The 24,381-nt window shown below is 74.9% G+C and carries 25 protein-coding genes and 1 riboswitch; of the genes, 9 read left to right on the top strand and 16 right to left on the bottom strand.

The window, feature by feature from the left end:
- Positions 1-11 precede the first annotated feature (11 nt).
- Positions 12-989, top strand: a complete 978-nt coding sequence (locus EYB28_RS01795; protein WP_166844355.1) for a DMT family transporter — start codon at positions 12-14, stop codon at positions 987-989.
- On the opposite strand, the gene EYB28_RS01790 is transcribed toward EYB28_RS01795, so the two are convergent.
- Positions 917-3,841 carry an FAD-binding and (Fe-S)-binding domain-containing protein gene (locus tag EYB28_RS01790; protein ID WP_166844354.1) on the bottom strand — a complete coding sequence of 975 codons (2,925 nt, stop codon included), beginning with the start codon at positions 3,839-3,841 and terminating at the stop codon, positions 917-919. The two genes, EYB28_RS01795 and EYB28_RS01790, sit on opposite strands and share 73 nt — an antisense overlap.
- A 92-nt stretch (positions 3,842-3,933) precedes the next feature.
- Between EYB28_RS01790 and EYB28_RS01785 the strand changes: the two genes are divergently transcribed.
- Positions 3,934-4,512, top strand: a complete 579-nt coding sequence (locus EYB28_RS01785; RefSeq protein WP_166844352.1) for an AAA family ATPase — start codon at positions 3,934-3,936, stop codon at positions 4,510-4,512.
- 76 nt (positions 4,513-4,588) lie between these two features.
- Here the strand turns inward: EYB28_RS01785 and EYB28_RS01780 are convergent, their stop codons facing one another.
- The 7 genes from EYB28_RS01780 to EYB28_RS01750 all read right to left on the bottom strand — a co-directional run bounded on the left by EYB28_RS01780 (position 4,589) and on the right by EYB28_RS01750 (position 12,216).
- Positions 4,589-5,023: a (deoxy)nucleoside triphosphate pyrophosphohydrolase gene (locus tag EYB28_RS01780; RefSeq protein WP_166844350.1), complete on the bottom strand. Its 435-nt coding sequence runs from the start codon at positions 5,021-5,023 to the stop codon at positions 4,589-4,591.
- Positions 5,024-5,116: 93 nt separating this feature from the next.
- Positions 5,117-5,356: a LuxR C-terminal-related transcriptional regulator gene (locus EYB28_RS01775; protein WP_240930341.1), complete on the bottom strand. Its 240-nt coding sequence runs from the start codon at positions 5,354-5,356 to the stop codon at positions 5,117-5,119.
- A gap of 144 nt (positions 5,357-5,500) precedes the next feature.
- Positions 5,501-5,869, bottom strand: a complete 369-nt coding sequence (gene gcvH / locus EYB28_RS01770; RefSeq protein ID WP_166844348.1) for a glycine cleavage system protein GcvH — start codon at positions 5,867-5,869, stop codon at positions 5,501-5,503.
- A 99-nt stretch (positions 5,870-5,968) separates the two neighbouring features.
- Complete coding sequence (gene gcvT, locus EYB28_RS01765; protein WP_166844346.1) at positions 5,969-7,123, bottom strand: glycine cleavage system aminomethyltransferase GcvT; 1,155 nt, start codon at positions 7,121-7,123, stop codon at positions 5,969-5,971.
- Between the two features lie 80 nt (positions 7,124-7,203).
- Positions 7,204-10,260, bottom strand: a complete 3,057-nt coding sequence (gene gcvPB / locus EYB28_RS01760) for an aminomethyl-transferring glycine dehydrogenase subunit GcvPB (protein ID WP_166844344.1) — start codon at positions 10,258-10,260, stop codon at positions 7,204-7,206.
- A gap of 193 nt (positions 10,261-10,453) precedes the next feature.
- A riboswitch (glycine riboswitch) is annotated at positions 10,454-10,550 on the bottom strand.
- 26 nt (positions 10,551-10,576) lie between these two features.
- A complete protein-coding gene (locus EYB28_RS01755; RefSeq protein WP_166844341.1) occupies positions 10,577-11,209 on the bottom strand; it encodes an HdeD family acid-resistance protein in 633 nt (210 codons plus the stop codon).
- A 98-nt stretch (positions 11,210-11,307) separates the two neighbouring features.
- Entirely contained in the window at positions 11,308-12,216 is a 909-nt protein-coding gene (locus EYB28_RS01750) for a LysR family transcriptional regulator (RefSeq protein WP_166844339.1), read from the bottom strand.
- A 242-nt stretch (positions 12,217-12,458) separates the two neighbouring features.
- On the opposite strand from EYB28_RS01750, the gene EYB28_RS20055 reads away from it, so the two are divergent.
- Positions 12,459-12,869 carry a hypothetical protein gene (locus tag EYB28_RS20055; protein ID WP_205710812.1) on the top strand — a complete coding sequence of 137 codons (411 nt, stop codon included), beginning with the start codon at positions 12,459-12,461 and terminating at the stop codon, positions 12,867-12,869.
- A 24-nt stretch (positions 12,870-12,893) separates the two neighbouring features.
- Here the strand turns inward: EYB28_RS20055 and EYB28_RS01740 are convergent, their stop codons facing one another.
- From EYB28_RS01740 to EYB28_RS01720, 5 genes are all read right to left on the bottom strand, one after another.
- Complete coding sequence (locus EYB28_RS01740) at positions 12,894-13,370, bottom strand: DUF6328 family protein (RefSeq protein WP_166844338.1); 477 nt, start codon at positions 13,368-13,370, stop codon at positions 12,894-12,896.
- Complete coding sequence (locus EYB28_RS01735) at positions 13,367-14,164, bottom strand: endonuclease/exonuclease/phosphatase family protein (protein WP_240930340.1); 798 nt, start codon at positions 14,162-14,164, stop codon at positions 13,367-13,369. The genes EYB28_RS01740 and EYB28_RS01735 overlap by 4 nt, the downstream gene beginning before the upstream one ends.
- A gap of 101 nt (positions 14,165-14,265) precedes the next feature.
- Complete coding sequence (locus EYB28_RS01730; protein WP_166844336.1) at positions 14,266-15,447, bottom strand: aminotransferase class I/II-fold pyridoxal phosphate-dependent enzyme; 1,182 nt, start codon at positions 15,445-15,447, stop codon at positions 14,266-14,268.
- A gap of 42 nt (positions 15,448-15,489) precedes the next feature.
- Positions 15,490-15,861, bottom strand: coding sequence for a type II toxin-antitoxin system VapC family toxin (locus EYB28_RS01725; RefSeq protein WP_166844334.1), 372 nt, complete (start codon positions 15,859-15,861; stop codon positions 15,490-15,492).
- A complete protein-coding gene (locus EYB28_RS01720) occupies positions 15,858-16,094 on the bottom strand; it encodes a type II toxin-antitoxin system Phd/YefM family antitoxin (protein ID WP_166844332.1) in 237 nt (78 codons plus the stop codon). Before EYB28_RS01720 ends, EYB28_RS01725 begins: the two co-directional genes overlap by 4 nt.
- A gap of 97 nt (positions 16,095-16,191) precedes the next feature.
- Here EYB28_RS01720 and EYB28_RS01715 point away from each other — a divergent pair, with 97 nt between their 5' ends.
- On the top strand, positions 16,192-16,737 hold the full coding sequence (locus tag EYB28_RS01715; protein WP_166844330.1) for a DUF1992 domain-containing protein: 546 nt from the start codon (positions 16,192-16,194) through the stop codon (positions 16,735-16,737).
- A 47-nt stretch (positions 16,738-16,784) separates the two neighbouring features.
- Positions 16,785-17,570, top strand: coding sequence for an HAD-IIA family hydrolase (locus tag EYB28_RS01710; RefSeq protein ID WP_166844328.1), 786 nt, complete (start codon positions 16,785-16,787; stop codon positions 17,568-17,570).
- Between the two features lie 15 nt (positions 17,571-17,585).
- Here the strand turns inward: EYB28_RS01710 and EYB28_RS01705 are convergent, their stop codons facing one another.
- Positions 17,586-18,170 carry a DapH/DapD/GlmU-related protein gene (locus EYB28_RS01705; RefSeq protein WP_370459426.1) on the bottom strand — a complete coding sequence of 195 codons (585 nt, stop codon included), beginning with the start codon at positions 18,168-18,170 and terminating at the stop codon, positions 17,586-17,588.
- Positions 18,171-18,221: 51 nt separating this feature from the next.
- On the opposite strand from EYB28_RS01705, the gene EYB28_RS01700 reads away from it, so the two are divergent.
- Positions 18,222-19,094, top strand: a complete 873-nt coding sequence (locus EYB28_RS01700; protein WP_166844326.1) for a Nif3-like dinuclear metal center hexameric protein — start codon at positions 18,222-18,224, stop codon at positions 19,092-19,094.
- Here the strand turns inward: EYB28_RS01700 and EYB28_RS01695 are convergent.
- Positions 19,084-19,500, bottom strand: a complete 417-nt coding sequence (locus EYB28_RS01695; protein WP_166844324.1) for a RidA family protein — start codon at positions 19,498-19,500, stop codon at positions 19,084-19,086. The genes EYB28_RS01700 and EYB28_RS01695 overlap by 11 nt on opposite strands.
- Before the next feature lie 80 nt (positions 19,501-19,580).
- Between EYB28_RS01695 and EYB28_RS01690 the strand changes: the two genes are divergently transcribed.
- Genes EYB28_RS01690 through EYB28_RS01680 form a run of 3 tightly spaced genes read left to right on the top strand, consistent with a single transcriptional unit; the run spans position 19,581 to position 23,697 of the window.
- On the top strand, positions 19,581-20,924 hold the full coding sequence (locus tag EYB28_RS01690) for an alanine racemase (protein ID WP_166844322.1): 1,344 nt from the start codon (positions 19,581-19,583) through the stop codon (positions 20,922-20,924).
- The gene (locus EYB28_RS01685; RefSeq protein ID WP_166844320.1) at positions 20,924-22,582 is read left to right on the top strand and encodes an amidohydrolase family protein; all 1,659 of its coding nucleotides are present in this window, start codon (positions 20,924-20,926) and stop codon (positions 22,580-22,582) included. Before EYB28_RS01690 ends, EYB28_RS01685 begins: the two co-directional genes overlap by 1 nt.
- The gene (locus tag EYB28_RS01680; RefSeq protein WP_166844318.1) at positions 22,579-23,697 is read left to right on the top strand and encodes an alpha/beta hydrolase; all 1,119 of its coding nucleotides are present in this window, start codon (positions 22,579-22,581) and stop codon (positions 23,695-23,697) included. The genes EYB28_RS01685 and EYB28_RS01680 overlap by 4 nt, the downstream gene beginning before the upstream one ends.
- Here the strand turns inward: EYB28_RS01680 and EYB28_RS01675 are convergent.
- Positions 23,684-24,241 carry an N-acetyltransferase gene (locus EYB28_RS01675; RefSeq protein WP_166844316.1) on the bottom strand — a complete coding sequence of 186 codons (558 nt, stop codon included), beginning with the start codon at positions 24,239-24,241 and terminating at the stop codon, positions 23,684-23,686. The genes EYB28_RS01680 and EYB28_RS01675 overlap by 14 nt on opposite strands.
- Positions 24,242-24,381 lie beyond the last annotated feature (140 nt).

Below are 24,381 nucleotides of genomic sequence, written 5' to 3'. Positions count from 1 at the left end.
GGATGGTTTCCATGGAAACTTTATCCCCGGGCCGCCGGGCCTGGCTTCGCCTCCGCTGGCCCCTCGTCGCCGCCGTCGGGCCGGTCGCGTTCGGGTCGAACTACGTCGTGACCCATCACCTCCTCCCCGGGGCCACGCCCCTGTGGGGGTCGGCGATCCGTGCACTCCCGGCGGGCGTCGTCCTCCTGCTGGTCGCGCGCCGCCTGCCGCACGGCCCCTGGTGGTGGCGGTCGGTCGTGCTCGGCACGCTCAACATGGGGATCTTCTTCTGCCTCGTGTACGTCGCGGCCCAGCTGCTCCCCTCCAGCGTCGCCGCCTCGCTGATGTCGCTCAGCCCGATCGCGATCGCCGGCGCGGCGTGGCTCCTGCTCCGCGAACGACCCACGCCGCGCGTCGTCGTCGCGGCCGCCGTGGGCGGCGCCGGCGTCCTGCTGATCGTGGGTACCGCGACCGGCGCGCTCGACGGCTGGGGCATCGCGGCGTCCGTCGCCTCGATGGCCCTCTCGTCCGTCGGCGCCGTCCTCACCAAGCGATGGCAGGACGGGACACCCGTGCTCACGGTCACCGCGTGGCAGCTCGTCGTCGGCGGCCTCGAGCTGCTCGTCGCCGCGGCGCTCGTCGAGGGGGCGCCGCCCTCCCTGTCGGTCACCGAGACCCTCGCGTTCGCCTATGTGAGCCTCGTCGCGACGGCCCTCGGGTTCGTCTGCTGGTTCAGCGGGTTCCGCCACCTCCCGGCCGGGGCGGTGGGCGTGATCGGCCTGCTGAATCCCGTCACCGGCGTCACACTCGGGGTCCTCGCCGGGGGCGAGGTGCTCACCGCGCCCCAGGCGCTCGGGATCGGGCTCGTCCTGGCGAGCGTCGCGCTCGTCAACGCGGGACGCCCCGCCGCGCCGGGCAGCTCGTCGCGTCGGGGCGGTCAGGGCGTGGCCGCACCCCCGCGGCCCGAGGTGCGCGTGGCCGCCTCCAACAGCTCCAGCACGTGCACGTAGTCGCGGCCGGTGGCACGCGACATCCCCATCTCGCAGGTGCGGTTGTTCGACACCGCGGCGTCGAAGGCGCCGTCGGCGCGCTCCCGCTCGGCGATCTCCACGCTCTGGTCGTGGGTGGCCGCCGCCGTGAGCTCGGGGTGCAGCATGCCGCGGTCGCCGGCGAAGCCGCAGCAGTTCCACGCGTCCGGGACCACGGCCTCGTCCGCGACGACGCCGGCCACGGCGCGCAGGTCGTCGACCGCGCCCAGGTGCACGGACGCGCAGGTCGGGTGCACGACGACGCGGCCGGTGCGGGCGATCTCCACCCCTCGCGCCGCGAGCCCCGGCAGCACCTCGGCGCGCACGAACGTCACGGCGTCCACGATCCGCAGGCGGGCGAACCGCTCCCGGTCCGCCGGGCCGAGGTGCTTCGGCGTGTCCACGAGCCCGTGGGTGCAGCTCGACGCGTCGCAGACCACCGGCAGCTCTCCCCCGCGCGTCGCCGTCCACAGGGCGTCGAGCACGCGGCGCGCCATCTCCGCGGCGCCGTCCGGCAGGCCCTTGCTCGCCCAGGGCGTGCCGCAGCACAGGCCGCCGATGCCGTCGGGCACCGCGAGGCCCACCCCGGCGCGCTCGCACAGGGCCCGCAGCGCCGGCTCGGCGCCGACCGGCCCGTCGCCGCCGAGCGGACCGCTGGGCAGGCCGCCGCCGGCGGGGGCGAACAGCTCGCCCATGCAGGAGGCGAACAGCACGCCCCGGGGCTCTGCCGCGGGCGTGACGCCGGAGGTGCCGCGCTGCGGCCCGGGCCCGGGCAGGTCGCCGTCGACGCGGGGCACGACGTCCGTGCCCACGACGCCGCGCGCGACCTCGGACGCGAACCGGGTCACCGGGGTCGGCACCTTCTCCACGACGCCGAGCGCGCCGCGCAGCACGTCCACGACGGGCTCCCAGCTCTTCGCCAGCGCGACGCCGCCGCGCTGCACCGTCCGCGGGTTCGCCCGCGCGCGGTGGCCCTTCATCACCACGCCCGTGTCGATGTCCACCGGGCACGCCTCCACGCACATGGAATCGGCGGCGCACGTCTGCACGCCCCAGTAGCGGAACGCCTTCTCCAGCTCGGCGCGCTCCGCGTCGTCGCCGCGCGCGGCCGCGCCCTGGATCTCCTTGAGCAGGGCGATGCGCTGGCGCGGCGTGGTGGTCGCGGTGCGCGACGGGCAGCCGGGCTCGCAGTACCCGCACTCGACGCACCGGTCCACCTGCGCCGCGTCCTCCCCGCCGGCGGACACCTCGACCTTGAGGTCGCGCAGGTGCTCCTGCGGGTCGTCGGTGATGAGCACGCCCGGGTTGAGCAGCCCGGCGGGGTCGCAGAGGCGCTTGACCTCGCGCATCACAGCGTACAGCTCGTCGCCGTACTGGCGGCGCACGAACGGCGCCATGATGCGGCCCGTCCCGTGCTCGGCCTTCAGGGAGCCGCCGTGGCCGAGGATCATGTCCACCAGGTCGTCGCTGAAGGCGGAGTAGCGCTCCAGCTCGGCCGCCTCCCCGAGGTTCGGCGTGATCATGAAGTGCAGGTTGCCGTCCTTGGCGTGCCCGAACGTCACCGCGTCGTCGTACCCGTGCCGGGCGAAGAGCCCGCCCAGGTCCCGGACGGTCGCGGTGAGGTCGCCGACCGGCACGACGACGTCCTCCAGCAGCGCGGTGCTGCCCGCGGGCCGCGCTCCCGCGACGGCGGTGTACAGGCCCTTGCGCACCTGCCAGAGGCGGGCGCGGGTGGCGGCGTCGGTCGCCATCGCCGCGGGCACCTCCAGCGTGAGGTCCGCGACGGCGTCCGCGGCGGCGTCCCGCAGCGGCGCGAGGGCGTCGTCGTCGGCCGCGCGGTACTCCACGAGCAGGGCGGTCTGACCGGTGATGCCGGCGCCCGCGGCCAGGGACCGCATCGACGGGTCGGCCTTCGGGTCGGCGGCGGCCACCCGCAGCGAGGCCGCGTCCATGAGCTCCATCGCCTCGGGGCCGGTGGCACCGAGCGGGACGAGGGCGTCCGTGGCGCGCTCCAGCGAGTCGAAGACCAGCAGCGTGGTCGCGACCTTCGGCAGCAGCGGCACCGTGCGGAACGTGACGTCGGCGACCCAGCCCAGCGTGCCCTCCGAGCCGATCATCAGGTGCTCGAGGATCTTCACGGGCGCGTCGTGGTCCACGAAGGCGTTGATCGAGTAGCCCATCGTGTTCTTCATCGCGAACTGGCGCTCGACCTCGGCCCTCATGGCCGCGCTGCCGCGCACCCGGTCCCGCAGCTCCGCCAGACCGCGGTGCAGCTCCGGCTCGACGGCGGCCAGGTGCGCGTCGGCGTCCGGAGCCCCCGTGTCGACGACGGTGCCGCTGGGCAGCACCACCGTCATCGCCTCGACCGTGCGGTACGCGGTGCGCGTGGTCCCCGACGACATCCCGGAGGAGTTGTTGGCGACCACTCCCCCGATGGTGCAGGCGATCTCGCTCGCCGGGTCCGGGCCCAGGCGGCGGCCGTGGCGCAGCAGGTGCGCGTTGACCAGCCGCAGCGTCGCCCCGGGCTGGCAGCGGACCCGCTCCCCGCCGTCGAGGACCTCGACGCGGGTGAAGCGCGTGCGGGTGTCGACCAGCATCCCGGCGCCCGACGCCTGCCCCGACAGGCTGGTGCCGCCCGAACGGAACGTGACCGGCATGCCCCGCCGCCGGGCCTCGCCCATCGCGGCGACCACGCCGTCCAGGTCGTCGGCGCGCACCACGGCGTCCGGGCGCAGGAGGTAGTGCGAGGCGTCGTGCGCGTGCGCCACCCTGCTGAGCAGGTCCGTCCTCAGCTCGTAGCCGGGAGCCGTGACCTTGGACGCGGGGGCACTCATGGGCTCAGTCCACCACACGCCCCCCACTGGTCCAGGTCCGCGGGGCTGGTGCCCCGGCACACCGTCCGCGCAGCACGTCATAGGATCCACGGATGCCCCCCGAGCCCGTCCCCGCCGCCGCCCCTCCCCGACGGATCCTCGTCGCCGGGACCTCGGGCGCCGGCAAGACGACGCTCGCCGGACGCATCTCCCGGGTGCTGGGCGTGCCGCACACCGAGCTCGACGCGCTGCACCACGGCCCCCGGTGGACGCCCCGGCCCGAGTTCGAGGACGACGCACGCGCTCTCGCCGCCACCGATGCCTGGGTCACCGAGTGGCAGTACCGCCGCGTGCGGCCGCTGCTGCTGGAGCGGGCCGATCTGCTGGTATGGCTCGACCTGCCCGTGCACGTCGTGATGCGGCAGGTCACGGCGCGTACCGTCCGTCGCCGCCGGGAACGCACCGTGCTGTGGAACGGCAACGTCGAGCCGCCCCTGCGCACCTTCCTCTACGACCCCGACCACATCGTGCGGTGGGCGTGGCGCACCCGGCACAAGCTCCGCGGGCTCGACGTCCGCCTCGCCGAGGAGGCGCCCCACCTGCGGGTCGTGCGGCTGCGCAGCCACGAGGAGACCGACGCGTGGGTCGCGTCGCTCGCCCCCCGGTCCGCCGAGCGGACGAAGGGGTCGTGACCGCGCCACGGTCACTCCGGTCGAAGAAGCCGCCGTCCGGGCCGAGCTCCGGGCGTCGGGTCGTCCGCGGGTCGGGTCAGTGCACGTCGACCGGGTCCCGGAGCAGCTCGGCCAGGCGCCCGACGATCGGCACGTCGCCGTCGAGCCAGTCGACCTCGAACAGTCCGTCGGCGGTGAGCCAGCGCAGCTCGTCGTGCTCCACGAGGGGCGCGGGATCGCCCGCGACGACCGTGCCGAACCACAGGCGCAGCACGTGCCGCGGGGTGATGGGCCACACGCCGCCGTCGGGCCCGGGGATCTCGCGGCCGAGGCGCGCGCGCACGCCGAGCTCCTCGGACAGCTCCCGGTGCAGGGCCTCGACCGGCCCCTCCCTCGGGTCCACCTTGCCGCCGGGGAACTCCCACCGGCCAGCGATCTCGGCGGGGCGGGTGCGCCGCGCGGCGAGGAGCCGCGCCGGTCTGGCGAGGTCGTCCACGAGGGCGGCGGCGACGACGAGGCGGCGTGCGGTCATGGCGACGATTCTGTCAGGCGGGCTCGCCCGCCCCCGGACACGGTCGGGGCCGCCGACGACAGCTGTGTCGTGCGGCGGCCCCGGCGCGATCCGCTAGTGCCCGATCCCGGCCCGTCGTGCCCAGGCCACGGCCTCGGCACGGCTCGAGACGCCGAGCTTGCGGTACACGCTGCGCACCTGCGACTTGACCGTGTTCCGCGTGACGAACAGCCGCGTGGCGATCTGCTCGAGGGTGACCTCTTCGGAGAGGTTGGACAGGACGACGCGCTCGCGACGCGTCAGACTCGTTCCCGGCAACGGCATCGGCCGCGGCTCCAGCTCCATCGTGCTCATCTTCGTGTCCTCCGTCGACGACCGCCGGCCCTGGGGAGCCGGCCTGGGGAGAGCCGTCGATGGTCCAGAGGGGGAAGCACCGCAGTCGTGACGCGACTCACGGATCCCTGATCATCACGATTCGATAACGGGATGGTCGCGCTCTCAGCCCGCCTGGGCCGCGTACTCCTCGGCCGTCATGAGCTCGCCGCGCGACGACACCTCGACCTTGAACAGCCACCCGGCGCCGAACGGGTCGGAGTTGACCACGGCGGGGTCGTCGACCGCCGACTGGTTCACCTCGACCACGGTGCCGCTCACCGGCGAGTACAGCTCCGAGACCGACTTGGTGGACTCGATCTCGCCGACGACGGCACCCGCCTCGATCGTCGCCCCGACCTCGGGCAGCTCCAGGTACACGACGTCGCCCAGCGCGTCCGCGGCGACGGAGGTGACGCCGATCGTGGCGGGCGACGCGTCGTCCACCCACTCGTGCTCGGCGGAGTAGTGCAGGGCGGCGGGGAAGTCGGCCATCGGGGCTCCTCGGTTCCGGTGTGGGGCGTGGTCGCTGGATCGGACTGGACGGGCGCACCGCGACCCTCCGGGGCCGCGGTGCCTCTGGCAAGGATTGTGCTACGAACGCCGGTAGAACGGCAGGGGCACGACGACGAACGGCTCCGCCCGGCCGCGGACGTCCACGGCGAGCTCGGTGCCCTCCGCGGACACCTCGGGCGTCACGTACGCCATCGCGACCGGGTACCCGAGGGTGGGGGACGGCGCACCGGACGTGACGCGGCCGACGACCGCGCCGACCTCGCCGTTCAGGCCGCGACGGACCACGTCGTAGCCGGCGCGCGCCGGACGGCGGCCCTGGCCGCGCAGCCCCACGAGGACCCGCGCGGGCTCGCTGTGCGCCCGGGCCTCCAGGGCCGCACGCCCGACGAACGGCAGCGGCGCGCCGGCGTCGTCCGTCTTGTCCAGCTTCACCACGCGGCCCATGCCCGCCTCGAACGGCGTCGTGGTCTCGTCCAGCTCGTGGCCGTAGAGCGGCATACCCGCCTCCAGGCGCAGCGAGTCGCGGGCCGACAGGCCCGCCGGCACCAGGCCCAGCGGCTCGCCCGCCGCGAGCAGCGCCCGCCACAGCTCCACGGCGCGGTCGGCGTCCACGAAGAGCTCGAAGCCGTCCTCCCCCGTGTACCCGGTGCGCGCCACGAGCAGCTCGACGCCCGCCACCGTCGCCGGCGCCGACGCGTAGTACCGCATCGTGCGGACCGTCTCGACGTCCGCGGCGGCGGTCAGCCCCGCGAGGATCTCCTCCGCGCGCGGCCCCTGCACCGCCGCGAGCGCCGTGGTCTCGGAGCGGTCGTCGACCACCGCGTCGAACCCTGCGGCCCGGTCCACCAGCTCTCGGGCCACCCGCACGGCGTTGCCCGCGTTGGCGACCACCAGGAAGTGCTCGTCGCCGAGACGGTAGGTGATGAGGTCGTCCAGGACCGCGCCGTCCTCGGCGCAGATCATCGAGTAGCGGGCGCGGCCGACCTTGATCGCGCTCGCCCGGCCGACCAGGGCGTGGTCCAGCGCGGCACCCGCCTGCGGGCCGGTGAGGTGGATCTCCCCCATGTGCGACAGGTCGAACAGGCCCGCCGCGTCGCGCACCGCACGGTGCTCCGCGAGGTCCGAGGTGTACCGCAGCGGCATGAGCCACCCGCCGAACCCGGTCATGCTCGCCCCGAGGGCGACGTGCTCGTCGTACAGGGCCGTCGTCTTGTCCTGCTGGTCCTCGGTCATCGAGGCTCCCTTCCAGTGTTGTGGGCGCGAGATTGGCGCTGTTCGGCGACGAATAACGCCAATCTCGCGCCCACAGCGGATCAGTGGGTGGCGAAGGCCTCGGGCGGCGGGCAGGAGCACACGAGGTTGCGGTCCCCCTGCGCCCCGTCGATCCGCCGCACCGGCGGCCAGTACTTCGTCTGCCGCAGCGTCGCGACCGGGAAGGCCGCGAGCTCGCGGGAGTACGGGTGCGACCAGTCGTCGGCGGTGACGCTCGCCGCCGTGTGCGGCGCCTGCCGCAGCGGCGAGGACGCCACGTCCCACTCCCCCGCCGCCACCCGGTCGATCTCCGCCTTGATGGCGATCATCGCGTCGACGAACCGGTCCAGCTCCGCCAGGTCCTCGCTCTCCGTGGGCTCCACCATGAGGGTGCCCGCCACGGGGAACGACATCGTCGGCGCGTGGAAGCCGTAGTCCATGAGCCGCTTCGCGACGTCGTCCACCGTCACCTTGGTCGCGGCGGTCACCGGGCGCAGGTCCAGCACGCACTCGTGCGCCACCAGGCCGTCCGCCCCCGTGTAGAGCACCGGGAAGTGCTCGTGCAGGCGGGCCGCCACGTAGTTCGCCGTCAGCACGGCGACCTTCGTCGCCTCCGTCAGGCCGTCCGGCCCCATCAGCGCCAGGTAGGCGTACGAGATCGGCAGGATGCCGGCCGAGCCGTGCGGCGCGGCGCTCACCGGCACGCCCGACCCGGTCTGCGCCGCCAGCGGGTCGCCCGGCAGGAACGGGACCAGGTGTTCCGCCACGGCGACCGGCCCGACGCCCGGGCCCCCGCCGCCGTGCGGGATGCAGAAGGTCTTGTGCAGGTTCAGGTGCGAGACGTCGCCGCCGAACTCCCCCGGCTTCGCCAACCCGACCAGGGCGTTGAGGTTCGCCCCGTCGATGTACACCTGGCCGCCCGCATCGTGTACGAGGTCGCACACCTCGCGGACGTGCTCCTCGTACACCCCGTGCGTCGACGGGTACGTGATCATGATCGCCGCCACCCGCTCACCGTGCTCCGCGAGCTTCGCGCGCAGGTCGTCCAGCAGGATCTCCCCGTCGTCCGCCGTCGCGACCACGGCCACGCGCAGCCCCGCCAGCGCCGCCGACGCCGCGTTCGTCCCGTGCGCCGACGCCGGGATCAGCACCAGGTCACGGTCACCCTCACCGCGCGACCGGTGGTACTCCTTGATCGCCAGCAGCCCCGCGAACTCGCCCTGCGACCCCGCGTTCGGCTGCACCGACACCGCCGCATAGCCCGTGATCTCCGCGAGCTGCGCCTCCAGCCCCTCGATCAGCTCCGCATAGCCCCGCGTCTGGTCCGCCGGCGCGTACGGGTGGACGTCCGCGAAGCCCGGCCAGCTGATCGCCTCCATCTCCGCCGTCGCGTTGAGCTTCATCGTGCACGAGCCCAGCGGGATCATCGACCGGTCCAGCGCCAGGTCCTTGTCGCTCAGCGCGCGCAGGTACCGGAGCATCGCGGTCTCGCTGCGGTGCGTGTTGAACACCGGGTGCTGCAGGTAGTCGGTCGTGCGGGTCACCGCTGCCGGCAGCTCGTTGCCGGTCGGGGTCTCACTGCCGGCGGCGGGCGCGGAGACGCCGCGCGCGGCAGCGTTCACGGGCCCTTGGGGGCCCTCCACTTCGGGCTTGACTGCCGCGCGCGGCGTCTCCGCGCCCGCCGCCTCGTGCACCACGTTCCGGCCATCGTTCGTCGCCGTGCTGCCGTCCTCGCTCACGGCACCCTGCTCCAGCACCGTGCCGAAGGAGGCGAGGACGGCGGAGACATCGGCGGGGGTGGTGGTCTCGTCGCAGGCAATCTGTACATGGTCGCCGTCAGCCTTGTACAGGTTGTAGCCCGCCTCGGCGGCGGCCGCGACGATCTCCTGCGCGCGGCCGGGGACGACGGCGCGGACGGTGTCGAAGAAGACGTCGTGCTCGACCTCGACGCCGGCGGCGCGCAGTCCGTCGGCGACGGCGACGGCGCGGGCGTGGGTGCGCTCCGCGATCGCGCGCAGGCCCTCGGGGCCGTGGAAGACCGCGTACATCGACGCCACGACGGCCAGGAGGGCCTGGGCGGTGCAGATGTTGCTCGTCGCCTTCTCCCGGCGGATGTGCTGCTCGCGGGTGGCGAGCGCCAGCCGGTAGCCGGGGGTGCCGTCCGCGTCCTTCGAGACGCCCACCAGGCGGCCCGGGAGCTGGCGCTCCAGGCCCTTGCGCACCGCCATGTAGGCGGCGTGCGGGCCGCCGTAGAACAGCGGGACGCCGAAGCGCTGCGCCGACCCGACGGCGACGTCGGCGCCGAGCTCGCCGGGGGAGACCAGCAGGGTCAGCGCCAGCAGGTCCGTCGCCATCGTGACGAGCGCCCCGCGCTCCTTCGCCTCCGCGACCACGGCACGGGCGTCCAGCACCCGCCCCGACGCGCCGGTCTGCTGCACCACCACGCCCACGAGGTCGCCGGCGGGCAGCGTGCCGCCGCCCGCCGTGAACGCCTCCAGACCCGCCGTCAGGCCGGACTCCAGCGACACCACGACCACCGGCAGGCCGATCGCCTCCGCGCGGCCGCGCGTCACCGCCAGGCTCTGCGGGAACAGGTCGGCGTCCAGCACCACGTAGCCGCTCTTCGTGCGGGACGCCCGCCACATCAGCGCCACCGCCTCGGCGACCGCCGTCGCCTCGTCCAGGAGCGAGGCGCCCGCGATCTCCAGGCCCGTGAGGTCCTCGACCGCCTGCTGGAAGTTCAGCAGCGCCTCCAGCCGACCCTGCGAGATCTCCGGCTGGTACGGCGTGTACGCCGTGTACCAGGCGGGGGACTCCAGCACGTTGCGGCGGATCACGGCCGGCGTCGTCGTGCCGTAGTAGCCCAGCCCGATCATCTGGCGCTTGACCTCGTTGCGGCCCGCCAGGTCGCGCAGGTGCGCCAGCACCTCGGCCTCCGTGCGCGCGGCGGGCAGGTCGAGCGGGCGGTCGCTGCGGATCGCCTTCGGGACCGCGGCGTCCACGAGGGCGTCGAGCGTGTCGTACCCGAGCCGGTCGAGCATCACCTGCACGTCGCGGCCGCGGGCACCGAGGTGCCGGTCGGCGAAGACGTCAGGGTCGTGCGCAGGGGTGTGGGTCACGTCGGGCGCTCCGTGAGGTCGGGCCGGATGGCGGGCGGGGCACGAAAGGTGTCCCTCCCCGCTCTGTCATCGGACGCACGCGTCGACCTGAGAGTTTTGCCGGTCCGCCTGCGGGGCGCGCCGACTTGCACCGTCGGTGGGTCCGCACGCGCCGGGGTCACCGGGCACGGGACGGGCCACTTTTCAGAGTTGCCTCGCCACGACGGTACGGGGGCCTGAGAGATTCCCGGGGAGGGGTATTGCTCCTTCGGCGCCGACCTCGGAGGGCCGGACTCTCCCGTCATGGTTCGAGCGGCTGTGTGGTTGTGCCGTCAGTCTAACCGGGCCCGGCGGATTGCTCACCGGTCCCGCCCGACGGCGCGCTCCGGCGGGCGTCCCGGACCCGCGTGCCCGTGGCCAGGCCCCCGACGAGCAGCACCGCGCCCGTCATCAGGAGGTACAGCGCCAGCAGCAGGCCCACCGTCACCTGGTCGTCCGTCGGCCGCGCGAGCACCACCACGCCCAGCACCAGCCACAGCGCCGCGTTCGCCAGGCGCCAGTCCCAGCCCGGCGCGCGGACCGCCCGGGCCCGCAGGGCGCCCACGGCGCCGGTGACGCCCGCCGCGCACGCCCACAGCCCCACCACGAGGAACAGCGCCGGTGCGCTCATCGACGGCCACAGGACGATGACCAGCGCCGCGCCCACGCTCACGAGGCCGGCGACGAGGCGCCAACCGACCTCCCCGTCGCCGCGCCGCTCCTGCACCCCCTCGAGCGCGAGGAGCACGCCCTGCGCGAGGATCACCAGACCGAGGAGCCAGCGCAGCCAGACCAGCCCCTCGTCCGGGTTCGCGAACAGCACGACCCCGCCCACCAGGCAGGCGGCCGCCCGCACGTGGACGAGGCCCCACAGCCGCCGCGCGGTCCCGAGCGTGCGGCGGGACAGCGGCGTCGTCGCGTCGTCGGGCATGTCCGCCTCCCCGGCCGGGCCTCCGGTCGCTCTCTGCTGGCGATGCTAGGAGCACCGGCCGCCCGGCGCCCGCCGGGGGAGCCGGGACGGCCCGGTCGTCAGCCCAGCTCGAGGTCGCGCGTCACGTCGACCATCGCGTCGACGACGGCGCGCACGGCCGGCCCGGGCTCGTGCCGCGTCGCGCGGTGCCGGGCGACGATCCGCCGCGACCCCAGGCCGGCCAGGCTCACGGACTCGACGCCCTCCGGGACGTCCCCGCGCTCCATCGCGAGCGCGGGGAGCATCGCGACACCCTGGTTCGCCGCCACGAGAGACATCGCCGTGTCGAAGTCGAAGTAGGCGTGCCGGGTGGTGATGGTGGCGCCGAGCGAGCGGCCGAGGCGCCGCAGCGCCCGGTCCGCGGCCGTGCCGGACACGGCGCCGATCCACGGCAGGTCGCGCAGGTCGTCGAGACGCTCGGGGCGCGGCATCGCGGCGGGCACCACGACGCACCACGGCTCGTCGACGAGCGGCACGTCGTGCACGCCGCGCGGGGCCGGCGCGTCCATGTCGACGTCCCGCTCCAGCAGGATCACGTCGAGGTCGCCGGCGCGGAGCATGCGCAGGGCGTCCGCGGGCTCGTGCTCGCGCACCTCCACCTCGACGCCGGGGTACTGCTCGGCCAGGTCCAGGAGCATCGGCGCGACGACCACACGGATCGCGGACTGGAACGCGCCGAGCACGACCTTGCCCGTGACGCCCTCACCGAGGGCGGCGATCGCCTGCCGCGCCTCGAGCAGCTCCGACTCGACCCGCTCCGCCGCCTCCGCCAGCACGCGGCCGGCCGGCGTGAGCGTGACGCCGCGCGGCCCGCGGTCGAGGACGGCGATGCCCTCCTCGGCCTCCAGGCGGGCGATCTGCTGGGACACGGCGGACGGGGTGACATGCAGAAGGTCTGCTGCCGCGAGCACGCCCCCGGACCGGTGGACGGCAAGGAGAAAGGCAAGTCTCCGTGGGTCGGTAGCCATGTAGAAATGCTAACTGCCTCGCGCAGAAAGATGAGATTGTGCTGAAGCAGGTTCGTGCTCCAAGATGGGTGCAGCGCCAGGTCGGACGACCCGGCCCCCGGGTCTTCGGGGGCACGGACCGGCTCCCGGTTCTCGGACGGCGCCCCCGTACTCACACCCTTCTTCGTGGTGCTCGCCGCGCGCTGCCCGGACTCCGGGCGGCGCCGCCGTGCGCTGCCCGTCATGCCCCCGGAGGTGGCCTGATGTCGTTCTCCCTGCTGACCGTGATCACCGCCCTCGGTTGGGTCGGTGCTCTCGCCGTGGTGCTCGCCTACGGCATGGTGAGCCGAGGCCGCTGGACCGCCGACTCGCTCGCGTTCCAGCTCTCCAACTTCGGCGGCGCGTTCGTCATGCTGCTCATCGCGATCGCGAACGGCATCTGGCCGTCGGCGCTGGCGAACGTCGCGGCCGTCGTGATCGGCGCCGCCGCGATGCGCACCATCACCAAGGCCCGCAAGGCCGAGCGCGCCCGGGCGGTCGCCGCCGTGCTGGCCGAGTCGCCGGGGGAGCCGCACCTCTTCGTCGTCGACGGGTCGGACGACCCGACGGCCGGCGGACCCGTCGCGGAGCCCCGCGCCGCCGAGGAGGCCGACCGCGTCGGGCTCGCCGCCTGAGGCGGTCAGTGCGGCGGAGCCCGCTCACGCCCGCCGGCGCACCACCGCCGGCAGCACCGCCCAGAGGCCGAGCAGGACCACGGCCGTGCACGCGCCGGTGACGATCCCGGCCGTCCGTCCCAGGACGACGTCGAACACCAGCAGCGCCGTCCCCGCGAGAGCGACCGCGAGCAGCACCAGCCCGGCACGCGTCAGGCGGTCGCCGCCCGTCACCACGGACCGCTTGAGGTGCTTGCGGAACAGGGCCCTGTGCAGCGCGACCGGCGCCACGAGCAGGCCGGTGGCGGTGATGCTCACCAGCACGAGCACCAGGTAGACGGTGTGCTGGAACTCGTCCAGGTCGGCGAACCGCGACTGGAACGGCAGGATCAGCAGGAAGCCGGTGAGGATCTGCACACCGGTCTGCATGACCCGGAGCTCCTGCAGCAGCTCGTTCCAGTTGCGGTCGGAGCGCTGCTCCGGCGTCTCGGGGCGGTCCGGTGTCGTGTCCTCCTCGCTCATGCCACCTCGTCCCAGGCGTCGTCGGCCTCGTCCTCGTCGACGACGGCGCTCCCGCGCAGGGTGAGGTCGGCGACGACGGCCCGGTGGTCGCTGATCCCCAGGTCGAGGGCACGCGCGGCGCCGGTCACCTCGCCGTCCACCAGCACGTGGTCGATCCGGATCCACGGGCGGGTCCGGGGGTACGTCGGCACGTGCACGAGGTCGCGCCACCCGGTCCACCGCGCGGGCAGCCCGTCGCGCACGTTGAGGTCGCCCGCCACGACCAGCGGGCGGGGGGCGTGCCGCAGCCGCCGCCGCAGCCGGGCGAGCTGCCACCACTTCCAGGGATGGCGCTGGGACAGGTGGGTCGTCACGACGGTGACGGGCCCGTCCGGCGTCGCGACGGCGGCGGCGAGCGCCACCCGCGGCTCGTCCACGCCCAGCGGCGGGACCCCGGGGAGGTTCAGCCCCGGCAGCCGGACGGGCCACCACACGTCGACCGGGTGCCGGGACATCAGGGCGATGCCGTACCCGGGGCGTCCGGTCGGCGGAGTGACGGGCGCGCGGCGGCGGCGCCACGGCGGGTCGAGGGGGCCGAGCAGCGCGGGGACGAACCGGTGCTCGAGCGCGCCGACGGCCGCGGCGAGCGCACCGGCCTGGTCCGCACCGCCCGACCGGTCCTGCCCGCGGTCGACCTCCTGCAGCGCGACGACGTCGGCCCCCAGCCCGGCGAGCAGGTCGCCGAGGCGGGCCAGGGCGACGCGCCCGTCGTCGGCGAGCGCGTGCCGCACGTTCATCGTCACGAGCCGGATCATGCGTTCCTCCTTGCGGACCGCGGGACTCGATCGTGCTCCTCGGCGGGACCGCACGCGACCGCGAGCGGGTCCCTCGTCCGCGGGCGGGCGGGCGGCCGCGGTCAGAGGGTGCGGTGCCAGGCGATGATGCGGTCGACGGCACGGCTGACGACGTCGGGGGAGGCGGCGAACGACAGGCGCACCCAGTCGCCGCCGTGCACCGCGTCGAAGTCGCTGCCGGGGGTGATCGCGACGTCGGCCTCGGCGAGGAGCCGGGAGCAGTACGCCACGGAGTCGCCGCCGACGGCGCCCGTGAACGCGCTGACGTTGCCGTACAGGTAGAACGCTCCGTCGGCGGGCGCGACAGGGCGCCAGCCCAGCTCGTCCACGCGGTCGAGCAGGGCGGCCCGCGACGCGGCGTAGCGGGTGACGTCCTCGGCGGCGGCCGCGTACCCGGCGTCGGACAGGGCTGCGATCCCCGCGTGCTGGGCGAGCGCCGGGGGAGAGAGGGCGACGTTCCCGGCGAGGGCGTCGACCGGTCCGACGAGCTCGTCGGGCAGCACGAGCCAGCCGAGCCGCCAGCCGGTCATGGCCCAGTACTTGGAGAACGAGTTGACGACGACGGCACCCGAGCCCGCGTACGTCGCGGCGGTGGCCTGCTGGACGTCCGTGGAGTAGGCGATGCCGTGGTAGATCTCGTCGCTGATCAGGCGGACGTCGTGCTCGGCGCACCAGCGGGCGACGGCGTCGAGCTCCGCCGGGGTGATCATCGTGCCGGTGGGGTTGGCGGGAGAGGCGACGACGACGCCGTCGAGCCCGCCGCCGTAGTACGCCTCCATGAGCGAGGAGACGGTCGGCTGGTAACGCGTCTCGGGCCCGCAGTCGAGCTCGACGACCTCGCAGCCCAGCGCGGCGAGGATGTTCTTGTAGGCGGGGTAGCCGGGCCGGGCGAGCGCCACCCGGTCGCCGACGTCGAACGCCGCGAGGAACGACAGCAGGAACCCGCCGCTCGACCCGGTGGTCACCGCCACCCGCGCCGGGTCCACGTCGACGTCGTACCAGCGGCGGTAGTGCGCCGCGATCGCCTCGCGGAGCGCGGGCACGCCCATGGCCTCGGTGTAGCCGAGGTCGCCGTCGCGCAGCAGCTCGGCGGCGCGGCCGCGCACGACGTCGGACGCGCCGGTGGACGGCTCGCCCGCGCAGAGGTTGAGCACGTCGCGGCCCGCCGCACGGCGCTCGTTCGCGGCGGCGAGCACCTGCATGACGGCGAACGGCGGGACGTGGCTGCGGCGGGAGACCTTCATGCGGCCCATCATGCCGTCCGCCCCGTCGGTGGACGCGAGACCTCAGACGGTCGGCACGTCGTAGTCGCGGAACGCGGGGTCGACCGTGGCCACCGTCATCCCCTCGACCTGGGCCTGCGCGACGATCATGCGGTCGAACGGGTCCCGGTGGTGCCACGGCAGGTGCCGCAACCGCTCCGCGTGCTCGGCTGTGAGGTCCACCGGCGCGAACCTGCCCTCGACCAGCACCTCCGCCATGCCCTCGGGCGCCTCGAGCTTCCCGAGCGACGCCTTGATCGCCACCTCCGCGACGCTGACCGCCGAGAAGTGGACGTCGTTGCGCCGGTCGGCCAGGACGCGGCGGTGCTCGGGCGACAGGTTCGGGTCGTCAGCGAGCCACCACAGCAGCACGTGGGTGTCGGCGAGCACCCTCATGCGCCGTACCAGTCGCGCAGGTCGTCGTCGGTCAGGCTGTCGAAGTCTTCTGCGACCCGCACCCGGCCCGCCCACGCACCGGGCGTCCGGTCCGCGTCCGGCCGGCGGACGGCGGAGAGGACCGCGACCGAGCGGCCGTGCCGTGTCAGGGTGATCTCCTCCCCGTGCTCCGCCCGGACCACCAGGCGTGACAGGTGCGCCTTCGCCTCGTAGATGCTCACCCGGGTGCTCATACGAACCATCGTATCGACTTCTGGACAGATCTGACTAGACCGATCGCACGGTCCAGCATCTCGTTAGGCTGGAGCGAGTCGTACCGAGGAGACGCCGATGACGCCGCACCGCCGCACACCGGACCATCAGGAGAACGACCCCCTGCGGCACGTCGCGCAGTACCGCATCGACCAAGACGTGGCAGCGGAGCAGGCGGGCGACGACGGCCCTGAGGCCGACGACGGCGACGCGCCCGGTCCACGGCCCCGGATGGACGACCGGGCGCTGTGGGTGGACACCGTGATCGACCAGGCGATCCGGCGCGGCGAGTTCGACGACCTGCCCGGCCAGGGCAAGCCGATCCCCGGCATCGGCGGCACCCACGACCCCGACTGGTGGCTGAAGAACCTGGTGGAGCGGGAGAACATCACCGGCGTGCTGCCCGCCGGCCAGCTGCGGAAGGACGACGCCGAGCTGGACGACACCCTCGACCGGGAGCACGACGAGGCGCGGGTGCGGCGCGTCGTCGAGGAGTTCAACGCCCGCGTGGTGGACGCGCGGCGCCAGCTCACGGGCGGCCCGCCCGTCGTCACGAGGACCCGCGACGTCGAGCGCGAGGTGGCGCGTTGGCGCGAGCGCCGCCGCGCGCACGGGATCCGCTGAAGGAGGCCGGGAACCATGCCCGCGCGGACCGCGGCGAGGAGGCGACCGTGACGCACGGGCACGCCGTCCTGCTCGACCTGCAGGGCACGGTCTACGCGGGCGACCACCTGGTCCCGGGTGCGGACGCCGCGGTGGAGGCGCTGCGCGACGCCGGCCACGCGGTCCGGTTCGTCACGAACACCGACTCGGCGGACTCGGCGGCGATCCTGGCGATGCTGCGTCGCATTGGACTGGGGCTGGACGCGGCGGAGCTGTTCACGCCGGTCGACGCCGCGGGGGCGTACCTCGCCGGGCACCCCGACCCGCGGGTGCACGTGCTGGCGACGGGCGCCGTGCGCGACCAGCTCGCGTCGACGATCACGGTGGTCGACCCGCAGGACGGCCCGACGCACGTACTGGTCGGGGACACGCGCGACGTGCTGGACTACCCGGCCCTCGACGCCGCGTTCCGCGCGGTGCTGGAGGGCGCGGAGCTGCTGGCGCTGCAGCACGGACGCTGGTTCCTGCGCGGCGGGCGGCCGGCGATCGACACGGGCTCGATCACCGCGGCGCTGGAGCACGCCGCGCAGGTGCGCGCGCGCACGCTCGGCAAGCCGAGCGTCGACTTCCTGCGGCTCGCGCTCGGCACCGTGAGCCCCGCACCGGACGAGCGGCACGTGTGGGTGGTGGGCGACGACCGGACGTCGGACATCGCCATGGGCCGCGACGCCGGCGTGCGCACCGTGCTGGTGCGCACCGGAAAGTTCTCCCGCCAGCAGCACGAGCCCGACCTGCCCGAGGCGGAGCACGTGGTCGACGACCTCACCCGCCTGCCGGAGCTCCTCGACGGGTAGCGGGCACGCGGGTGCCTACCAGCTCCTCCGGACGCCGGCCTTGGCGCCCGCGACGAGGCTGCGCGGCGGCACGTCGTCGGCCACGACGGCGCCCGCGGCGACGACGGCGTCCCGCCCGATGGTCACGCCCGGCAGGATCGTGGCGCCGGCGCCGATCCACACGTTCTCCGCGACGTCGATGGGCCCGCCCGTGAGGTACAGCCGGCGCTCGCCCGGGTCGACCGGGTGGCTCATGGTGATGAACGTGGCGCGCGGGCCGACCATGGTGCCCGCCCCCAGCCGGATCCCCGCGTAGTCGAGGAACGTGCAGTTCTGGTTGACGAACACCCGCTCGGCCAGGTCCAGGTGCAGGCCGTGATCGGTGAAGAACGGGGGGTAGATCGTCACCCGGTCCGGAAGCGGCCTGCCGAGGATCTCCTCGAGGAGGGCGGCCCGGCCCGCCGCGTCGTCGAACGGCAGGACGTTGAGCCGCGACGTGAGCTCGGTGACCCGCAGGACCCGCTCCGACATGGCGGTGAACTCGGCGCTCAGGGGACGCGCCGTCGTCGGGACCTCTGGGCCGTGGATGGGCATGAGTCGCTCGCTGGGCACGGCGCCCATCGTGCCGTCCGCCACCGACACCGCGTCGGTGCCGGACCCTAGGTTGGTCCCATGACGCCCACCGACGACGCGCGCCGTGCGCCCGGGGCGCCGCGGCCCGCCGACGCGACGCTCACCGCCGCCTGCCTGGTCTCCCGCGCCGCGACCGCGCTCGCGGTGCCGGCGCGCCCCACGACGGTCGACGGGATCGTCGCCGGCGACCCGGCCGCCGTCGTGCGCGGGGTGGTCGTGACGACGCTGGCGACGCTGGCGGTGCTCGGGGAGGCGGTGGCCGCCGGGGCGAACGTGGTGGTGACGCACGAGCCGCTCGACTATGACCACGCGGGGGCGGCGGTCGCCGACCTGGAGTCCGAGGACGACCCGGTGCTGGCCGCCAAGCGCGCGTTCGTCGCCGAGCACGGGCTGGTGGTGTGGCGGTACCACGACGCGTGGCACGACCGCCGCCCGGACGGCGTCGACGAGGGGGCCGCCCGGGCGCTGGGCTGGTCCCTGGAGCCGGCCCCGGCGGCCGACGGCGTCGCGGTGTGCGACGTCGCCCCGACGACGCTCGCGGACCTCGCCGCGCGGGTGGCCGGCGAGCTGGGGGCGCGCACGGCGCGCTACGTCGGCGCGCCCGACCTGCCGGTGCGGCGGGTCGGCATGGACCTGGGGTTCCGCGGGTTCGCCCGCAACCGTGCCCTGCTGCGCCGCGACGGTGTGGACGCCGTCGTGGTGGGGGAGGCGCACGAGTGGGAGACCGCCTCGTACGCCGCGGACGCCGCGCACCTGGGCGGGGCGGGCCTGGTCGTCGTCGGGCACGTGCCCTCGGAGCAGGCCGGCATGGCCTTCTTCGCCGAGTGGCTGCGCGACGTCGTGCCCGAGGTCCCCGTGCGGTTCGTGCCGACGGCCGACCTCGCCCGCCCCGTGCCGGGGGTCAGCCGATGACGGCCTGGGCGTCGATCTCGACGAGCATCTCCTCGCGGGGCAGCTCGACCATCACGGTGGTGCGGGCGGGCAGGACGGCGTCCTCGCCGAGTCGCTCGGCCAGGAACGCGCCGTAGGCCTCGTTCATGGCGGGGAAGTCGGCGCGCGTGGTGAGGTAGACGCGCAGCATGAGGACGTCGGCGAACGTGGCACCGCCGGCGGCCAGCACCGCCTCGACGTTCTCCAGCGTGCGGCGCGTCTGCGCGGCGACGTCGCCGGGGTAGAGGTACTCGCTGGTGGCCGGGTCGACGGGGCCCTGGCCGGAGACCTGCAGCAGGTTGCCGGCGCGCACGCCCTGGGAGAAGGTGTGCGCCGGGGCGGGGGCCCGGTCGGTCGTCACGGCGGTGCGCTGCGTGCCGGTGGTCATCGTCGGTCCTCCTGGAGTTCGTTCAGATTGCTGACATACTGTCGTAGCACGCCCCGACCGCGCAAGGAGGACGGCTCAGCATGGAGCACGACGGCACCACCGACGCCTGCCGGATCGACCGCACGGCGCTCGCCGCGCTCGCCGACGAGCGCACGGGCTGGCAGCACAAGGCGCTCCCGCCGGGGCTCCGCGGGCTGACCGTCGCCGAGGTCCGCGAACGCCGGCCGCACCTCTCGGAGCTGCCGACCCCGCTGCTCACGCTCTCCCGCGCGGCCCTCGACCACAACGTGCGCGTGATGGCGGACTGGTGCGCGTCCCGCGGTCTGAGCCTGGCCCCGCACGGCAAGACGACGATGGCGCCGGCCCTGTGGGCGGACCAGGTGGCCGCCGGGGCGTGGGCGATCACGGTGGCGAACCACTCCCAGCTCGCGGTGGCGCGCGCGTTCGGCGTGTCCCGGGTCATGGTGGCGAACTCGCTGATCTCCCCGCTCGCGCTGCGCGCCCTGGCCGACGACCTGGCGGCGGACCCGGGGCTGCGGGTGCTCGTCTGGGCGGACGACGTCGCGACGGCCCGGCTCATGCACGAGGCCCTGGACGCGCACGTCACGGGCGGCGCGCGGCGCCCGGTGGACGTGCTGGTCGAGCGCGGGGGAGCGGGCGGCCGCACGGGAGCCCGCAGCCTGGCCGCGGCGCTGGAGGTGGCCGAGGCGGTCGCGGCGTCGCCGCACCTGCGGCTCGCCGGCGTGGCCGGGTACGAGGGGGCGCTGGCGCACGACTCGGACCGGGCCGGCCGGGACGTGGTGCGCTCCTACCTCCGCGATCTCGCCGAGGTTCATGCACAGATCGAGGCCCGCGACCTGTACGAGACGGCCGAGCCGGTGGTCTCGGCCGGGGGCAGCGCGTTCTTCGACCTGGTGGACGAGGTGCTCTCCCCGCTGACGACGTCCGGGGCGCGGGTGGTGCTGCGCAGCGGCGCCTACCAGGTGCACGACGACGGCTTCTACCGGCACGTCTCGCCGCTCGGCGACGAGCCCCGCACGGACGGGCCGGTGCTGCGCGCCGCGATGCACGGCTGGGTGCGGGTGTCCTCGCGGCCCGAGCCCGGCCTCGCGCTGTTCGACGCGGGCAAGCGCGACCTGCCGTTCGACGAGGGGCTGCCCCGGGTGCAGCTGCGGCGGCCGCGAGCGGCGGGGGAGGAGCCGGTGGTGCTGCACGGCCTCACGGTGACCGCGCTCAACGACCAGCACGGCTTCTGCCGGTTCGACGCGGACGGCGGGGCCGAGCCCCTGCGCATCGGCGACGAGCTGCGCCTGGGCCTGTCCCACCCGTGCACCGCGATGGACAAGTGGTCGCTCGTGCCCGTCGTCGAGGACGCGGACGCCGCGGACCCCGTCGTGGTCGACCTCGTGCGCACGTTCTTCTGATGGGTGCCGACTGGCTGGTGCGCGACGCCCTGGTGCTGGACGGCACGGGGGCCGACGGCGTGCTGGCCGACGTCGCCGTGACCGCGGGGCGCGTCACCGCCGTCGACGCCGGACGGCGGGACGCCCGCGCGTCGGGCGCGCACCGCGTCGTCGACGCCGGTGGCCGGGCCCTCAGCCCCGGGTTCGTCGACATGCACGCCCACTCGGACGTGCAGATCCTCGCGAACCCGGACCACACCGCGAAGGTCAGCCAGGGCGTGACCCTGGAGGTGCTCGGCCAGGACGGCCTGTCGTTCGCCCCCGTGGACGGAACCACGCGCGACGCGCTCCGCGCGCAGATCGCGGGCTGGAACGACGACCCGCCCGGCTTCGACTGGGACTGGGAGTCGGTGGCCGGGTACCTGGACCGCCTGGACCGGGGGATCGCCTGCCACGCCGCCTACCTGGTGCCGCAGGGGACGCTGCGCCACCTCGTCGTCGGGCCCGAGGACCGGCCGGCCACCGCCGCCGAGGTCGCGCGCATGGGCGAGCTGCTGACCCGCGGCCTGCGCGAGGGCGCGCTGGGCATGAGCAGCGGGCTCACGTACGCGCCCGGCATGTACGCCGACGGCGCCGAGCTGACCGCGCTGCTGCGCATCGTCGCCGCGCACGGGGGCTACTACAGCCCGCACACGCGGTCCTACGGCGCGGGCGCGCTCGAGGCGTACGCCGAGATGATCGAGCTGGCACGGACGACGGGATGCGCGCTGCACCTCACGCACGCGACCATGAACTTCGCCCCGAACGCGGGCCGCGCGGGCGACCTCCTCGCGCTGGTCGACGCCGCGCTGGACGACGGCGTCGACGTCACGCTGGACACCTACCCCTACCTGCCGGGCTCGACGACGCTCAGCGCCGTGCTGCCGAGCTGGGCGTTCTCCGGCGGCCCGGACGCTCTGCTGGCCCGGCTGGTGGACCCGGCCGACCGAGCCCGGATCCTGCACGAGGTGGAGCGCGTCGGCACCGACGGCTGCCACGGCTGCGTGGCCGAGTGGGACACGATCGAGGTCAGTGGCGTACAGAACCCGGCGCTCGACATGTACGTCGGTCGCACGGTCGCACGGATCGCCGGTGACGAGGGCCGTGCGCCCGGCGACGTCTTCATCGACCTCCTCGTCGCCGACCGGCTGGGCACGACGATCCTGCAGCACGTGGGCCACGAGGAGAACGTGCGCGCGATCATGACGCACCGGGCCCACTGCGGCGGGTCGGACGCCATCCTCGTGGGCGGACGCCCGCACCCGCGCGCGTGGGGCACCTTCCCCCGCTACCTGGGGCGGTACGTGCGCGAGCTCGGGGTGCTGGGCCTGGCCGAGTGCGTGCACCACCTCACCGGGCGTCCCGCGGCACGCCTGGGGCTGACCGACCGTGGCCTGGTCCGCCCCGGCTGCGCCGCCGACCTCGTGCTGTTCGACCCCGACACCGTGGCCGACACCGCGACGTTCGAGGACCCGCGGCAGCAGGCCGCGGGCATCGACCTGGTGCTGGTGGACGGCGTCGCCGTGATGGACGGCGGCGCCCGCACGGACGCCCTGCCCGGCCACGCGGTCCGCCGCCACGGCAGCACACCCCCGTCCCGGTCGCGCGGCCCCGCGCCGTTTCGTACGTTCGGGGCGTGAGCGCGCGCACGACCGGCGGTCGGCAGGACCCCGGCGACGAGGGCACGGAGCCCGTCGGCTGGGTGCCCGACGTCCTGCCCGGCTTCGAGCGGCGCACGCTCGTGCTCGAGCCGGACTTCGAGGGCCCGGTGGTGGCGACGCTCGTGCGCCGCGCGCCCGGCACCGCGGCCACCGACGCCGTCCGCGTGCCGGACGCCGGGGTGGACGTGCTGTACGTGCACGGGTGGAACGACTACTTCTTCCAGGCGCACCTGGCGGAGTTCTGGGAGTCGGTGGGCGTCCGGTTCTTCGCGCTCGACCTGCGCAAGTACGGGCGCAGCATCCGGCCGCACCAGACGCCCGGGTTCGTCACCCGGCTGCGCACCTACGACGAGGAGATCTCGGCGGCGCTGGACATCATCGGGCACGGCGAGGAGAAGGCGTCCGGACGGCGGCTGGTGCTCATGGGCCACTCGACCGGCGGCCTGGTCCTGAGCCTGTGGGCGGCGCACCGGCCGGGCCGTGCGGACGGCCTGGTGCTGAACAGCCCGTGGCTGGAGTTCCAGACGCGCCTGCTCGGGCGCCGGGTCCTGGAGCCGGGCGTGCGGGTCCAGGCGGCGCTCGCGCCGCTGAGCCACATGATCAACCTGGACCAGGGGCTCTACGCCCGGTCGGTGTCCTCGCGGTTCGACGGCGAGTGGGAGTACGACGCCGTGTGGCGGCCCGACCGGGGGTGGCGCGCGACGCCGGCGTGGATGTCGGCCGTCTTCCGCGGGCACGACCGGGTGGCGCGCGGCCTGGGGATCGACGTGCCCGTGCTGGTGCTGCTGTCGGCCCGGTTCACCCCGCCGGTGCGGTGGAGCGTCGAGATGCTCCGCACCGACACGGTGATCGACGTCGTCGGCGTGGCCCGGCGCGCGGCCGACCTGGGCAACCGGGTGACGATCGCGCGGGTCGAGGGGGCGCTGCACGACGTCACGCTGTCCGCGGCGCCGGTACGCGACGTCGTCTGGGCGGAGACGGCGCGCTGGTTCCACGCGTACGTGCCGCCCCGCCCGGAACCCTCGCCGGCGCCGGAGCCCCACGGCTGGCGGCGGCTGTTCCGCCGGCGGCCCGCCCGCGTCAGAGCGTCCTGACCAGCTCCAGCTCCTCCCCGGCGTCCAGGGTGAAGCGCCGCCCCGACGGCGCGAAGCCGAGCTTGCGGTACGCCGCCTGCGCGCGCGGGTTGTCGGTGTGGACGCAGAGGCGGGAGACCTCGATCCCCAGGCCACGGGCCCAGGCGTGCACGCCGTCGAACAGCAGCCCGAGCACGCCGGCTCCGCGGTGCTCGGGCCGCACGAACACCCCGACCACGTGCACCTGACGCCGGTCCACCGCCCCGCCGAGCGCGCCGTCGCGCACGCCCCCGGCCCCGGGCTCCTCGACGAGACCGGTCGCCGTGCCGGCCCAGGTGCCGTCCGGGGCGACGGCCACGACCTGCGCGACCTCGGCGCCGGCCGCCGCCCCGCGGGCACGGCCCTCCCAGAAGACGTCCGGCTTCGCCGCGGCCTCGTCGTGCGACTCCAGGAACGCCACAGGCGCGGCCGGGTCGAGCAGGGCCGCCAGGCGCAGGTCCCGGACCTCGCGCCACTCGTCGGCCCGCACGCGGCGGACGTCGTACCGGGGGCGCGTCGTGCTCATGCTGAGTCCTCCCCGCACGATCGCTGCGGTGCCTCGCTCCGGCACACCTCGTCCCTCGGCGTCCCTCCGCGGGGGCTCCTCACGCTCATGCCCGGATCCTCGCACGCGCGGCCGGCGCCGTCCCCGGAATTCGGGCACGC

It is taken from the genome of Isoptericola sp. BMS4 (assembly GCF_011634835.1).
Lineage (GTDB): Bacteria > Actinomycetota > Actinomycetes > Actinomycetales > Cellulomonadaceae > Isoptericola.
This window is presented reverse-complemented; position numbering and strand designations above follow the sequence as displayed.